The following is a 14,426-nucleotide window of genomic DNA, read 5'->3' as shown; positions in this document are numbered from 1 at the left end:
CCGGAAGTCAAGAGGCTCTGAGACGGGAAATCATCAGATTTCCTGTCGAATAGCCTCGGTTCCTCAATCCACCGCCTCCCACACGTCATCATCCGCCCGCCGATGCCACCGCGCCCGTCTGTGCGGCAGGTGCCACGGCGCCGGAGCCAGATCCGTCCCTCCCCCCCACACACAAATAGAGCAGCCGACCCCTCATCGGCTGCTCCACAAATCATCCTTTGACGGCTCCTGAAAGCCCATCTGTATAATATCTCTGCATTACAACAAACAAAATCGCAATCGGCACCGAAATGCAAACCGCTCCCGCCGCAAAGCAAGTATACCAGCTGTCGATATACTCCTTCTCCAGCATCTTCCACAGACCCAGTGCAACCGTATAATACTTCGCATTCGCCCTGCAGATAACCTTTGCGAAAATAAAGTCCAGCCACGGTCCCAGAAATGCACTCAAAGTCGTGTACACAATAATCGGCTTACTCAGTGGAATTGTCACCTTCGTAAATACCTGGAATCTCGTTGCTCCATCCAGATAAGCCGCCTCATCCAGTGCCTTCGGAACCGTATCAAAAAATCCCTTTGCAAGCAGGAATCCCGCTCCGGAACCGCCCGAGTACACCAGAATCAATGCCACACGGATCATCGATCCCTCCGAAAGGCCAACTGCCTTTAAAATATAGTAGACAGCAACCATCGACATAAATGCCGGGAACAGACCTAAGATCATCGCGATGTTCATGTAAGTCTTACGGATTTTAAACCGCATTCTCGACATGCAGTAAGAAACCGAAAGCACAAATATTGTAGAAATCAGACAACTGAACACCGCAATGATAAATGTGTTCTTAAACATCTGCGGAAAGTCTAACACCTGCGTATCTGTAAACAGACGCACATAGTTATGAAGCGTATATCCCTTTGGGAAAAAGCTGGTAACATAAGATCCCTTCTGTGTACTGAAGCTTAAGAGTGCAATCCACAGAACCGGAATCACCCACACAATCGCAAGCAGTGCCAGAACCACATGTACAATCACATCGGAAATCATTCCACGCGCTTTCATGGAGTGTGTTTTTTTCTCTTTGTTATTCATTATTGGAATCCCTCCTCGTTCTTGTAAGAACCAGTATTCCGGTACGTGATCAGTGAAACCACAGCCAGAATGACAAAGGTAAGAATACCGACAACCGCACCAACGTTAAAGTACTGTAAGTCAACCGTCAGCTTGTACAGCCAGGTAACCAGAAGGTCCGTCTTTCCGGCGGTTGCTCCGACCGGAACCGGTGCTCCTGCAGTCAGCAGATAGATAACGTTGAAGTTGTTGATATTACCCGTAAACGTCGTAATCAGATACGGAGTCGTGACAAACAGCATGTACGGCAGCGTAATTTTAAAGAAAATCGTCACAGGGCCTGCGCCGTCCACACGGGCTGCCTCGTAAAGCTCACCCGGAATGTTCTGTAAGATACCGGTAACCTGCATCATGGTAAACGGAATACCAACCCAGAGGTTGATAATAACAACCGTCGCTCTCGCCCAGGTCGCATTTGTCAGGAACGGAAGCGGACTGCTGATCAGCCCGGCCTGAATCAAAAGATTGTTGACCAGGCCGTTGTCCTTTAACATCGTACGCATCAGAAGAAGAGAAACGAACTGCGGAATTGCAGCGGAGAGCATAAAGCAGAATCTCCAGAATCCCTTGATGCGGGTCGTTTTACGGTTGATGACAATCGCAAGAATCATACCAAAAATATAGTTCAGGAAGGTAGCGAGCACAGCCCAGATCAGTGTCCATCCAAGAACAGACCAGAATGTCTTGCCGATCGAGTTGCCCATGCCAAGAACCGTACTGAAATTTTTCAGTCCAACCCAGTGAAAAATCGTCAGATGGTCGCCGACTTTACTGTAGCTGGTGAAAGCCATACAGATCATAAAGACCAGTGGAAGGATTGTGAAAATCACAATACCGAGAATCGGAAGTGTCAGCAGGGTCCAGTGCAGTCTTTTGTCAACGAGTGCTTCCAGATCCTCTTTGATGGTGTTGATATGTTTCCCTTCCTTTGCGCGACACTCTACCTCATAAGCACTCTTCATATTGACACGCCAGATCATAAAGAAGAGAACCGTAATAAAAATCGTTGCTACTCCGTAGAGCAGGAACAGAATTGTCATATCGCCGCCGGTATATTCATAAATACCCTTGGCCTCGTTCCACACCTCTTCCTGCGCACGGCCGCCCAGGGTGATGAGATGATAGAGATTGTTGATACCGCCTTCGATCATAAACAGGAGATACGCAATTTCTACTGCCAGAAATAAAATACCCTTTACGATCTGTTTGTGAGCCAGATTTCCCAGTCCCATGACAAACATGGAAAGTTTCGTGACCGCATCGCCCTTTGTGATGGCTTTTGTCACCGGATAGGGAGTCTCAAACTCTTTGGCGCGTTTTTTCAATGATGCCATAATCTATCCTTTCCGAAAGACAGGCATTGTCAATCCTGGTGTCTGACAATGCCTGTGGTTTCAATCCTGTTGATTTCCGAACACTTCAGTGCCTGTCTTGCTTACTCGACTGCAGAAGTATTCATGCTTGTGTTCAGTTTCTCTGTCATTTCTGCAGCGTTATCATGGGTAACTTCACCGTTGACCAGAGATTTACCAAAATTCTCTGCCGGAGTCCAGTAGTTGCTCATATTCTTAACGAACGGCTGGATGATAGAAGTATTGTTGAAGGTATCGTTCTGAGCAGTTACCAGTGCATCGTCTGTGATCTGGGAAAGCAGCTCTTCGTTACACGGAACTACGTTTCTCATTTCATAGTGTGCTTTCTGAGCATCTGCGCTTCCGAGATATCTTGCAAGAGCAACTGCAACCTGCGGATATTCACAGTTCGGATTCACACCGATTGCTTTAGAGCCGGAGAAGGATTTCATCTGTTTCTCCTCGCCGTTGATGGTGATGGTCGGAAGCTGTACAACACCGTAATTATCACCGAGTGCCTCTTTAACTGCGGATGCATCCCAGGAACCGGAGAACATTGCTTTTACAGAACCGTCACGCAGACCGGAAAGACCGGATCCGTCTGCATCAGATACGAAGTTCGGATTGTTTACCAGGTCAACCAGGTAATCGGTTACTGCTTTTGCTTTGTCGCCTTCGAAGTCAACGCCTGCTGCCTCGTCTGTTCCGTCCTCACCGAACAGCGTACAGCCGTTTGCTACGTAGAAGGAAGCAATGTACCAGGAGTTTGTAATCGGGAAGGAAATCTTGTCTTTTGCAATCATGGTATCCAGGTTTTTCACTTCATCCTCTGTGAATGCGGATTTATCATAATACATAAACCAGGTGTTTGTGGTGAATGGTACACCGTAGATATCGCCGTCAACGGATACAGAATCCACAATTGCCTGAGAGTTGTTCTTTTTTACATCCTCTGCTGTCTGTCCGCCGAGTTTGGAAATTCCGTTTGCAGCGATCAGGGATGTCAGGTTGTCGTTTGCAAACATGTAAACATCTGCTGCACCTTCCACGTCCTGTGTTACGGTATCTTTTGCATCGCTCTCTGCGCATACGCCGTAATCGAAGGTGATGTGCCAGGATGGATGCTCCTCTGCAAACTGATTGCACATGGTCTGCAGCCACTCACCGCTGTCGCTTGCCTGATCCTCTGACGGAGACCATACGGTAAGAGTTGTGGTAATTTCCTCTTCCTCTGCTGCGCCGGAAGCAGATGTGCTTGTGCTTCCTGCCTCAGATGTGCTCTTGGAATCGTTTCCGGAAGCGGCATTCGAAGAACCGCTGTCGCTGTTTCCGCATCCTGCCAGCATGCCAACTGCAAGTGCTGCGGTCATCATAATAGATACTACTTTCTTTTTCATATTGAAAATCCTCCTTGTATGATTTTTCTTTCTGGAACGTCTGCTGTCATATCGCATTTGCTGCTTGGTATCTCTCGTTCTTGTTGATTTTATTATAGCATTCGGCGGATTTTCCTGAAATATCAAGAATCTATGATCTATGTTGGATTTCTACGTTACATTTCTACACCAGTGCATATCCGAAAACTCATTTCCGCAAGCCGCAGGATTCTTTTCCGCAACCCAAAAAGAGACAGCGCACCGTTTTCCCGGTGCGTCCTGCCTCTTCTTCTGTTTTTTATTCTGCTTTTTCTTCTGTCTTCTGTTCTTCCTGTGAATTCAGGCTTTTCCTTTCCTGAATCATCTCCTGAATGATCTCATTTCCGCCTTCCTCCTGCCACTCTTTTACAAATTCGTTAAAAGCAGAAAGCTCAGACTCACCCCGGATAATTTTTAAAAAGGTCTCCGACTCCAGTTCTTTTAAGGTGTAACGATATGCTTCTGTGGTCTTCGTCCGGGTCGGATAAATCGTATTCACTCTTTGAATCTTTTCGTCGCTCAAAAGCGAGCAGGCTTTGATACGGGATAAATACGCGCTCCACTCCTCCGCACTCGCTGTTTTCGGGTTCTCCAGATAGGCGCGGCATACCTTTTCGAACGATCTTTCCAGAATCTCCAGCTCATCCTCCGATTTTTCCCCGTTCAGTGCCGCCTGCAGATTTTCGTAACAGATCGTCAGTGCCTGATTATAGTCGAGATTGATTGCTAAGGGGCGTGCCGTCGGATCGATATTTCCCGTATAATATTGCTGAAATTCTCCCCTTGGATCATCGTAGGAATAACGCATATAATCAAACATCACCGACAGAATCTTCGGCACAATCTCCGGATATTCATACCCTTTTCGCACTACCACATAATTTCCGGTCAGCTTTTCGTTGCAGTACCGCACACTTCCATCCTTCCCGGTCCGAATCAGAAACGGCTGCCAGTCGGCCTCCGGATCCGTCTCATGACAGCGCCAGAGCGGATTGTTCGGTGCCCACCACGGTGCGAAGAAAATGCCGCAGCGTCCCTGGGCAATGAGATCGGCAATGTCATCCTGTGTGCGGATCAAAAAGTCCCGGTCAAGGACGCCCTCCTGGTACCAGTCGGCCAGCATGCCAAGTGCGTCTTTTACATTGGGCTGAACGGAACCATAAACCGGCATTCCTTCCGCATCCGTCAGCCATCTTCCCGGATATGCACCAAATGAGGCAAAAATAAGATTCATGCCGTATTCCGAAGAAATGCCCGTGCCGCCGTACAGAGTTGTGCTGACTGCAAGGCCGATGTTACTCATCTCCTGGTTTGCCGGATTCTCCTCTGCAAACGTCAACGCAATATGTTTCACATCATCGATCGTTTCCGGTACGGAAAGTCCCAGTTTTTCCATCCAGTCCTTCCGCACCCAGAGAAGATTCGGACCGTCCGAAATGTTGGTTTCCGGGAATGCCATCAGCTTTCCGTCAAAGGTACAGCCCTGCAGAATCTCCTCACCGTAGCTTGCATAAATATCCTTGATACGGTCGCTGGCACAATTTGCATAAACCTCTGTAAGATCGGCAAGCTGATCGTTTTTCTGCATGGCATTCATCGTTTTCTGATCCACAACCATGATATCGGCAATGTTTCCTGTTGCAATCATGGTAGAAATGCCAACGTTATAGGTATCACCGTAGTTTTCATAAACATCCTCGTTCTGTACATTAATGATTTCGCGGATCAGGCGTGTATAGGCATTGTCCTCATAGGTTTCTCCCTCCGGGAGATTGGAATTATTCACACCCGTCATTTTTGCCAGCGTGTACGTGATGGTTTCCGGGTAACGTCCGTACGGCGTTGTTTTCGCTTCCGTAAGAGCCGCAGCCTCATTTCCGGCAGCATCGGAAACAGAATCATTCCCTGCTGCGCCACTTTCTCCGCAGCCACCCAGAATCGTTCCCGCTGCCAGCAATACAGCGAGGCCTGCCGCAATTTTTTTTTGCATCATGCCTGTACCTCCCTTTCCACACCCGGAATCCGTACCGTCACTTTCGTTCCCTTTCCCGGCTCACTCTCAATCGAAAGACCATACGCTTCTCCGTATTCGAGCTGAATCCTGGAATTGACATTCCGCACACCGTAGCCGCTGCTCTTCTCCGTCAGAATGGTCTGTGCTTTTTCCTGTTCCATGCCAACGCCATTATCCGCCACGGAAAGCACCACACAGTCTCCGTCACGCCGTCCGCTGATTGTGATCACGCCTGGCTCACTGCCGCGCCGCCGGTCAATTCCATGTGCAATCGCATTTTCGGCAAGCGGCTGCAGAATCAGGTTCAATGTACGGTAATCCAGAATATCCTCCGCCACATCCATTTTGACCGTAAAACTGTAGTCGTGAAACATTTCCTGAATCTGCAGATACGAACGCACATTGTCGATCTCCTCGCGGATGGACATCGTATTTTTGCCTTTGTTCAGAGAAGTCCGGTAGTACCGCGAAAGCGCCAGCGTAGCCTTGCTGATATCATCCGAACCGATTTCCAATGCTTTCCAGTTGATCAGCGACAACGAATTATACAGAAAATGCGGGTTAATCTGCGCACGGAGCGCCGTCATTTCATACTGCTTCTGGCGGATGCGGCTCTCATAGACTTCCTGAATCAGCTGACGGATACGCGACAGCATCTGATTAAAGCCACGCGTCAGATCACCGATTTCATCTCTTTCCGTAGAAACCATTTCCACTTCCAGGTTTCCTTCCTCTACCTCGGCCATCGTCTTTTTCAGCTTTTCAAGGCGGTGCGCCATATTTCCGGAGAATCTCATAATCACGACCGCAGAGAAAAGGACGCAGCCCGCCCACATCAGAAGAACTATCAGAAGAATCGGCTGCATCGGACTGATGATGCCTTTTTTCGGCAGATAGCACGCGGCATGCCATCCATTCTGCTCAATCTCCTTTTCCAGGAGAATGTAGTTCGCTGTATTCTGCTTCTCTTTTTTTTGTATCTTCTGAAAGTCTGAAAATTCCATCTGGTATTTCGCATTCCTGGTCATCTTCTGATTTTCATACAGCACTTCTTTGTCCTCATTGTAGACGAAAACACCGTAATCCTCATTGACTGCAAGCTCCATGGAGCCAAAAATCTTACTGTAGTCCATGGAAATGTATAAAAAACCGCCTTTTCCGTCATCAATCAGCGGCATAGACCGCACCATCGTCACCGTTCCCTGATCCATATCGGCATACCAGTGAACGTCATTGTCCGCCGGTGCTGTCCATTCATCATTTTCAATTTCCTGCGCCGGACGCAGATACGTGCCGTGCGGAATGACGAAATCACGCACATAGACCGTAGATTGTCGGATTTCCGGGTAAAAATAACTTAAGGAATCCATCATCGGATCAAACTCTTTCACCATGCGCTCGTATGCTTCGAAGCTGTTTTTGTCTTCTGCCTTTATAATCTGAACAATCGTCTGGTCGAATGCCAGATAGTCCGACATACTCTGGTGCAGCGCAAGCTCCGTATTCACATCGTCCACTGCCTGATCAAAGGTGGTCTGCAGATTTTTGATCTCACGCTCGACAAGTACACGGCGCATCTGGGTGTAAAACAGTGTGAACATCAGGCACATTGGGAAAAGTCCTGTGAGAACGTAAGCCACGATAAGTTTCCGGTGTACCTTCATATCTGAAAATGCTTTTTTTATTCTGCCGGCAAATGATGTCATCTTACTCCCCCTGATCCCGGTATTTCTGCGGGCTGATTCCAAAATATTCGCGGAAGCTCTGACAGAAATAGGACACATTCACAAAACCGCATTTTTCGCAGATTATACCGATTTTCTCATTCGTATTTTCAAGCATCTCCCGCGCACGCTCCATGCGGAAACCTTTTAAGTAGCGGCTCAGGTTTTCTCCTGTATTTTTCTTGAAAATGCTGCTCAGATAATTCGGTGTCATGCCAACCTCGCGCGCAAGCTGGTCAACACCCATGCCACTGTCAGAATAGTTCTCACAGATATACTGTTTAATCTGCTCGACTTCTCTGCGTTTCGCAACACCGCCGTCTGCGCGGAAGACCGTTTCGAGCCGGTCAATACCCATACGGACCGCTTGAATCACACCGGTCATGTTGCTGCTGTGATACAGGGCGTCGATCTCACGGTCCAGCTCCCGCTCATCTTTTCTCTCGAGATTGTCGTAAATCTCTTTCAATAAGTTGGAAAACATAAATTTGATGTAAATCTGAGAAAAAATCGTCTGGTGCTCATACTTTTCGCAGAACTGGTCAAAGTGTTCACGCAGGCTCTCCAGATCCTTCATGCGAATGTCCTGCTGGATCTGGCGGATCAGGATTTCAGCATCAATCTGCACCAGCACCTCGGACTGCTCCTCCTGAAAAGGAAGAAAAACATGGTTTCCCGTGTGATAAAAGCGCCGCTCCATGAGCTGCTCCGTCTGTGCAAATGCATCGTAAAGCTCACCGTCCGGCGTGATCTCGCCCGACACGGCCAGAAAGCATTCCTGGTCCCACATTTCACGAATATAATGGTACAGCTTCCGTCCGAACGCTTCCCAGCCGCCATCCGGCTCCTCGCTAAAAAACAGGATGGACTGCTGTGGGTTCAGGTTCAGATAGTGAAACGGCATCTGCAAATCGCTCTGCATCTTTTCAATCTGTTCGCTGTTTACCTGTTCAAAATAGTTGTTGGCACACTCCAGCAGTACCATACGGCAAAAATCCCGGACAAAGCTCATATCGAGAAGCGTCTGTGTTTTCTCCTGCATTGCGCTGCGGCTCTGACCATTGACCATCAGATACAGCAGATGCTCCCGCAGAAACTCCATACTTTCGTCCTTCCGTTTTTCCTCACGCTCACTCTTTGCAAGCTTTTCCGTGATTTCACCAACCACCTTTTCAAATTCTTCCGGGTTGACCGGTTTTAAAATATAGGCGGAAACACCGTAGGAAATTGCCTTTTTTGCGTAGGAAAACTCATCATACCCGCTGAAAATCACCGTTTCCGTCCCCGGATACGCCTCATGAATCCGGGAAAGAAGCTCAATTCCATCCATGAACGGCATATTGATGTCGGTCAGCAGTACGTCAATTTTCTCTTTTTCAAACACCTCCAGCGCTTCCTCTCCATTGGAGGCCTCCAGAATATTCTCCCGGATATTCATCCGCGAAAGCAGCATCCGAATGCCCTTTCGCTCTATCATTTCATCATCTACAATCAGATATGTGTACATGCATCGATCCTCTTTCTAAGCAGCCTGCCTAAAGCGGCGCATACTGGTTTTATTATACCATTCCCGCGGCAGAATTGCATAGCATTTACCGCTCAAAACCGTTACCGGAAACGCAAAACCAGAGCCGGTGAAAACATTCTCATCCGACTCTGGTTTTTCTATTACATGATTTCAGGACACCACTCATCCTGTCCCGAATCAGGCCTTCGTCCTCTCCCTTTTACTTCTGATATTCCTCAATTCTGCAAACATGTTCTTTTGTCTTTTTATTATAATTAATTCCTACCAGAAGCAAGTTTCCCTGATATTCTTCCAGACTTCTGCAATATTCTTTGTCCTTAATCTGCGCAAGCGCACCCTCTGCTGTTTTGTCCCATTTCAGTTCTACAACCAGCGCCGGTTTGTCCTGGTATCTTTTTCTTGGTACGAAAACAAGATCCGCAAACCCTTTTCCCCCAGGCAGTTCACGGTAAACCGTGTAAAAATTCCGTGCTGCATACAGCGCCAGTGAAATCGTATAGCTCAACGCATTTTCATCATTGTACTGAAGCTGTGACGTTTCAAAATGTGCCAGCCGAATTCCCTCTGCTACCTGTGTTTCCTGTTTTTCCCACACAGCCTGCAGAAGATCTGCGGAATTTTTCAGTGCCTTTGAAATATCTCCCCATTGGGAAACGGTTACCGCACTGGCATATTCTGACTGTACCTCGGCATTCGGAATAAAAACATATTTATTCTGTTCCTCATAACCAAGATATCCAAGATGAATCAGCAGTGTCAGCACATCATCCTCTGTCCGGAAAGTTGTCATATCATTCGTAAAACTGCCCGTGTTCACCGGAATCTTTTTCCCTGCCATCATCTGCAGTACGTCATCCCGCAGGCCGTCAAAATTCAGATCAATATACCACTGTAGTGCTTCAAATGTTTCTGTCTGATTCCAGTAATTGCCGATTTTCCGGAATCGCATGGCATTGACAACCGAACGCGGGCTGTAAACCGAACTTTCTCCCGGGAACGAATAGCCGTCATACCAGTTTTTAATTTCTGCCAGATCCATCTGATACCGGCCGCAGAGTTCTTCTACTTCCTGCTCCGTAAATCCTACATATTCTGCGAGCGGCCCTGGATCAAGCATTGTAAATTCATCAAACATATTCAGTGCAGAATGGGTTCCATATTTTTTGATCGGCAGAATACCCGTCAGATAGGCAAGTGCTACGTAAACCTTATCTTTCAGAAAATCCCGCAGGAAATCAAGATACTCTTCCTGTGCTTTTTTATCCTGCTGATATTCCCGGAAAACACAGTCCCATTCATCAATGATAATGACAAACGACTGTTTTGTTGCCGCATAAATATCCTGCAGCGATTCTACCAGATCCGTATCGTCAAAGTAGTCCACGTCCGGATAACTGTTTTTCAGTTCCCGCAGCAGCATTCTTCGAACACGGTCAATCACCTGGCCAATTTCCTTGCTCCGGCTCAGAAATTCCTGCATATTCAAAAAAATCGTAGGATATTGATTTAAGTGCTGTCCAAATACAGCATTTTGAGAAATTTTCAATCCAGAAAAAAGTTCTCTGGAATCGCATTCCTTCCCATAATAAGCCGTCAGCATATCCGCCGTCATAGATTTTCCAAAGCGCCGCGGACGGCTGACACAGACATATCTCTGCACAGTATTAATCACCTGATTGGTATACTCGATCAGCCCTGTTTTATCCACATAAATTTCGGACTGAACCGCTTTTGCAAATTTTTCATTTCCCGGATTCAGATAAACTCCCATATTCCACCTGCGCCTTTCTCTTTCTACCTCTATCATACGATATTCTTGCCTTAAGTTCAATTTAGCATAAGTTGAAAAATGCCAGAATGTTTTTAACTGAGGCAAAACATTCTGGCTGTTTTTTCTGGGATTGCTATGAGTCAATTAATTAATGAATAAAGAACGCGTCCTCTTCCTCGTCTTCCACAACCGGTGTCATCGGGTTATACTCGGTTTCCACCAATTTTTTCACCAGCTCGTGATCGAAGTTGCGGCGGATTTCACAGGTTCTGTCGAAAATCATGGTTGCTTCATCCCCTGGGGTGCATGCCGGCCAGTTCGGGAGGGATGGGGTTTCCGGACTTCCGTAGCGGGCAAAGTTGATCCAGGCGGTGGCCATACGCTCCTGCAGACGGTCTGTTTCGCCCGGGACATTGCATACGGCGATGCGGTCGATGTTATGGAATACGAACGGAATCTCGGCACAATGCCATGCGGCTTTTCCGCCATCGATCGGGAATTCATAGGTAAACTGATAGGAATAAGTCGGCGCTTCTGTAAACTCCGATTTCTGACGAATGAATTCGATCGTGTCCGGACGGAAGAACGTATCCACAGACCACAGATCCACAATTGTTTTGTCCGGATATGCTTTTTCAAAAAGAGAAATCAGCTCCGGCGTTGCATCACCATATTTTCTCGTCAGGAACGCAATCTGTTCCTCACGGTTCATCTCATGTTTTCCCGGCACAACCGGTCCAAAATCAAACTCACCGATGTTGGTTCCTGCCAGCACAGGAATCGTTTTAGCGTGATCCGTAAATCCGCACTTGATCGGATTTCCGCGGAACCAGCCATTCTCCATCGGTCCCTGTCCGATATAGCAGCCTTTCGCAGCAACCTCTGCCTCAACTTTATTGTACGCATTTGACAGCTCATAATACGGGATCGTCTCAAGCTTCTCCACCTCGGACTCGTCCAGATTCAGTTCTTTTAACAGAGCCTTCACAATCGCGGTGCCGTCTCCGTCCTCTTTCTGATAAACCTTTGCCTCATAAACACCGCTCTCGATGATACCCTTCTGGAACAGGCCGTCTGCTGCCGGCGTATTCATCAGCGTTGCCACCTTCATACCGCCGCCGGACTGACCGAAAATCGTAACATTCTCCGGGTCTCCGCCGAATGCCGCGATATTGTCATGTACCCACTGCAATGCAGCTACCATATCTGCGTTTCCTGCATTCGCAGAATTTTTGTATTTTTCGCCAAACGGCGAAAGATCGAGATAACCGAGGATATTCAGCCGATGGTTCACGGAAACAACAACGACATCACCGAACTCGCTTAAGTGATCCCCCTCATATGCCACATGCTCAATCGCAGAACCGGCGCTGAAGCCGCCGCCGTGGAGCCATACCATGACCGGCTTTTTCGCACCCGGATCAAGACTCTGTGTCCAGACATTCAGGTTCTGGCAATGCTCGTCCTGCGGCCAGTAACGATGCGGTACCAGCACCTCCATGTTCGGCTCATCCTGCTTTAAAAGCGGACATACATAGCCGTACGCCAGTGCATTTTTGATTCCTTTCCATGGTTTCACCGGCTGTGGCATCTGGAAACGGTCCGCCTCAGCGTAATGGATTCCATGAAACGCGTATGTCGTATTCAGGCGGAAGCCGCGTACCTTTCCCGCCTTTGTCTCTACTACCGGATCTGTTTTACTGCATACAAAATAATCTCCCATATTTCAGTTACCTTCTTTCTATCCTGTTCTGTGACGCGCAGTTTCCAAAAAACCACCGCAAAATCCCCCTGATCTTTCCGTTTTTGCACCGGTCTTTGAAGCATCTGTTGTTTTTGCATTTACGCATCTGCTCCTTATTATACCAGACAATTTTTTCAGAAACAATTCTTTTCACTTTTATTTTCGGCTGTTTATATCAATAAAGTCCGAAAATCGCGTCAAAAACTGATATTTCCATCACAACTTCAAAGTGCTACAATAAAAAAGAAGGTAAAATCAACGTAAAAAAGGGGACTACTATGACGAAAACAGTACAAAAGAGCAAAGCCCGCGATATGACCCAGGGCTCCATCTGGAAACAGCTTCTTCTCTTCTCGCTTCCGCTGATGGCCGGAAATCTCTTCCAGCAGCTTTACAACACCGTTGACAGCATCGTTGTCGGCAACTTTGTCGGCAAGGAAGCACTCGCCGCCGTCGGCTCCGTCGGTCCGATCATCAATTCTCTGATCGGCTTTTTCATGGGACTTTCCACCGGTGCCGGTGTCATTATCTCTCAGTATTATGGCGCAAAGGCGGATGAAAAGGTCAGCCGCACCGTCAGCACGACACTGGTGATGACATTTTTTCTCTCTATTGTCTTTACTATTCTCGGCATCTTCATTACACCGTACATGCTCCGCATGATGAGTACGCCGAACGACGTCATCCGCGAGTCAGCAACGTATCTTAAAATTTACTTTGGCGGTGTTGCCGGTCTGATGTTCTACAACATGGGCTCCGGCGTTCTCCGCGCTGTCGGCGATTCCCGTCATCCGCTGTATTTCCTGATTTTTTCCGCTGTTGTCAATACCGTGCTCGATCTTTTGTTTGTCGTTTCCTTCGGCATGGGAATCGAGGGTGTGGCGCTTGCAACCGTTATTGCACAGTGCCTTTCGGCGGTTCTGACGCTGTATGTGCTGACCACAACAGACGGCCCATACCGCATCTGTTGGAAAAAGCTCTGCATGGACTGGTCTTTGCTGTACCGCATCGTCTGCGTCGGACTGCCGGCAGCGATCCAGCAGATGGTGACTTCCGTTTCCAACGTTTTCGTGCAGTCCTATATCAATGTATTCGGCTCGGATGTTATGGCAGGCTGGAGTGCCTGCATGAAAATCGACCAGTTTATGATGCTGCCGATGATGAGTGTTGGTCTTGCTTCGACCACCTTCACCGGACAGAACGTCGGTGCCAGCTACATTGACCGTGCAAAGAAGGGTGCTACAACCGCATTCCTGCTTGCTGAGCTTGTAACCATTGTGATGATGATTCCTCTGCTGATTTTCGCTCCGCAAATGGTCTATCTGTTTAACCAGGAGGCAGCTGTGATTCGTTACGGAACCCTGTTCCTGTATCTCCTCTCCCCGTTCTACATTCTCTGCTGCGTCAACCAGGTTTATTCTAACGTCCTGCGTGGCGCAGGAGACACCAGAACACCAATGATCGTAATGCTCGGAAGCTTCGTCGTGTTCCGCCAGATTTACCTGTTTGTGATGTCTCATATATTTGATTCCATCATTCCGATTGCACTTGGTTATCCGGCGGGATGGCTGGTATGCAGTGTTCTGATTTATGCCTGCTATCGGAAATTCCGATGGGATAAAGGAATGCGGAAAAACTGAAGGATTCCTTTCCGGACATAAGCAAAAGGGGCTGTCGCACTAAGAAAATGAACGTATGATATGCTCCCTTCTAGGTAGACAAGTGAAATAATAAAAACTTGTCACTTAG

The 14,426-nt window shown here is 47.7% G+C and carries 9 protein-coding genes; 1 reads left to right on the top strand and 8 read right to left on the bottom strand.

The window, feature by feature from the left end:
* Positions 1-211: 211 nt before the first annotated feature.
* From DXD02_RS14095 to DXD02_RS14060, 8 genes are all read right to left on the bottom strand, one after another.
* The gene (locus tag DXD02_RS14095) at positions 212-1,090 is read right to left on the bottom strand and encodes a sugar ABC transporter permease (protein WP_227094136.1); all 879 of its coding nucleotides are present in this window, start codon (positions 1,088-1,090) and stop codon (positions 212-214) included.
* Positions 1,090-2,463 (bottom strand): carbohydrate ABC transporter permease, encoded by a 1,374-nt coding sequence (locus tag DXD02_RS14090; protein ID WP_117805270.1) that lies wholly within the window; start codon positions 2,461-2,463, stop codon positions 1,090-1,092. The genes DXD02_RS14095 and DXD02_RS14090 overlap by 1 nt, the downstream gene beginning before the upstream one ends.
* Before the next feature lie 101 nt (positions 2,464-2,564).
* Positions 2,565-3,878 carry an extracellular solute-binding protein gene (locus DXD02_RS14085; protein ID WP_117805271.1) on the bottom strand — a complete coding sequence of 438 codons (1,314 nt, stop codon included), beginning with the start codon at positions 3,876-3,878 and terminating at the stop codon, positions 2,565-2,567.
* A 277-nt stretch (positions 3,879-4,155) separates the two neighbouring features.
* Positions 4,156-5,889 carry an extracellular solute-binding protein gene (locus DXD02_RS14080; protein ID WP_117805272.1) on the bottom strand — a complete coding sequence of 578 codons (1,734 nt, stop codon included), beginning with the start codon at positions 5,887-5,889 and terminating at the stop codon, positions 4,156-4,158.
* Complete coding sequence (locus DXD02_RS14075; RefSeq protein ID WP_158568333.1) at positions 5,886-7,616, bottom strand: sensor histidine kinase; 1,731 nt, start codon at positions 7,614-7,616, stop codon at positions 5,886-5,888. The genes DXD02_RS14080 and DXD02_RS14075 overlap by 4 nt, the downstream gene beginning before the upstream one ends.
* A gap of 1 nt (position 7,617) precedes the next feature.
* A complete protein-coding gene (locus DXD02_RS15965; RefSeq protein ID WP_117805274.1) occupies positions 7,618-9,141 on the bottom strand; it encodes a response regulator in 1,524 nt (507 codons plus the stop codon).
* Positions 9,142-9,361: 220 nt separating this feature from the next.
* Positions 9,362-10,933, bottom strand: coding sequence for an AAA family ATPase (locus DXD02_RS14065; RefSeq protein WP_117805275.1), 1,572 nt, complete (start codon positions 10,931-10,933; stop codon positions 9,362-9,364).
* Between the two features lie 148 nt (positions 10,934-11,081).
* Positions 11,082-12,656, bottom strand: a complete 1,575-nt coding sequence (locus tag DXD02_RS14060; RefSeq protein WP_117805276.1) for a carboxylesterase/lipase family protein — start codon at positions 12,654-12,656, stop codon at positions 11,082-11,084.
* 299 nt (positions 12,657-12,955) lie between these two features.
* Between DXD02_RS14060 and DXD02_RS14055 the strand changes: the two genes are divergently transcribed.
* On the top strand, positions 12,956-14,317 hold the full coding sequence (locus DXD02_RS14055) for an MATE family efflux transporter (RefSeq protein WP_117805277.1): 1,362 nt from the start codon (positions 12,956-12,958) through the stop codon (positions 14,315-14,317).
* The last annotated feature ends 109 nt before the right edge of the window (positions 14,318-14,426 follow it).

The sequence above is a fragment of the Blautia sp. TF10-30 genome, from assembly GCF_003481245.1.
GTDB lineage: Bacteria > Bacillota > Clostridia > Lachnospirales > Lachnospiraceae > Fusicatenibacter > Fusicatenibacter saccharivorans.
The sequence above is the reverse complement of the archived record's forward strand: the minus strand, read 5'-3'. Positions and strand labels throughout refer to the sequence as shown.

What these genes read in the sequence shown, in the direction of transcription:
- DXD02_RS14095 (WP_227094136.1), bottom strand. Translation starts at nt 1,090, where the DNA reads ATGAATAACAAAGAGAAAAAAACACACTCCATGAAAGCGCGTGGAATG.
- DXD02_RS14090 (WP_117805270.1), bottom strand. Translation starts at nt 2,463, where the DNA reads ATGGCATCATTGAAAAAACGCGCCAAAGAGTTTGAGACTCCCTATCCG.
- DXD02_RS14085 (WP_117805271.1), bottom strand. Translation starts at nt 3,878, where the DNA reads ATGAAAAAGAAAGTAGTATCTATTATGATGACCGCAGCACTTGCAGTT.
- DXD02_RS14080 (WP_117805272.1), bottom strand. Translation starts at nt 5,889, where the DNA reads ATGATGCAAAAAAAAATTGCGGCAGGCCTCGCTGTATTGCTGGCAGCG.
- DXD02_RS14075 (WP_158568333.1), bottom strand. Translation starts at nt 7,616, where the DNA reads ATGACATCATTTGCCGGCAGAATAAAAAAAGCATTTTCAGATATGAAG.
- DXD02_RS15965 (WP_117805274.1), bottom strand. Translation starts at nt 9,141, where the DNA reads ATGTACACATATCTGATTGTAGATGATGAAATGATAGAGCGAAAGGGC.
- DXD02_RS14065 (WP_117805275.1), bottom strand. Translation starts at nt 10,933, where the DNA reads ATGGGAGTTTATCTGAATCCGGGAAATGAAAAATTTGCAAAAGCGGTT.
- DXD02_RS14060 (WP_117805276.1), bottom strand. Translation starts at nt 12,656, where the DNA reads ATGGGAGATTATTTTGTATGCAGTAAAACAGATCCGGTAGTAGAGACA.
- DXD02_RS14055 (WP_117805277.1), top strand. Translation starts at nt 12,956, where the DNA reads ATGACGAAAACAGTACAAAAGAGCAAAGCCCGCGATATGACCCAGGGC.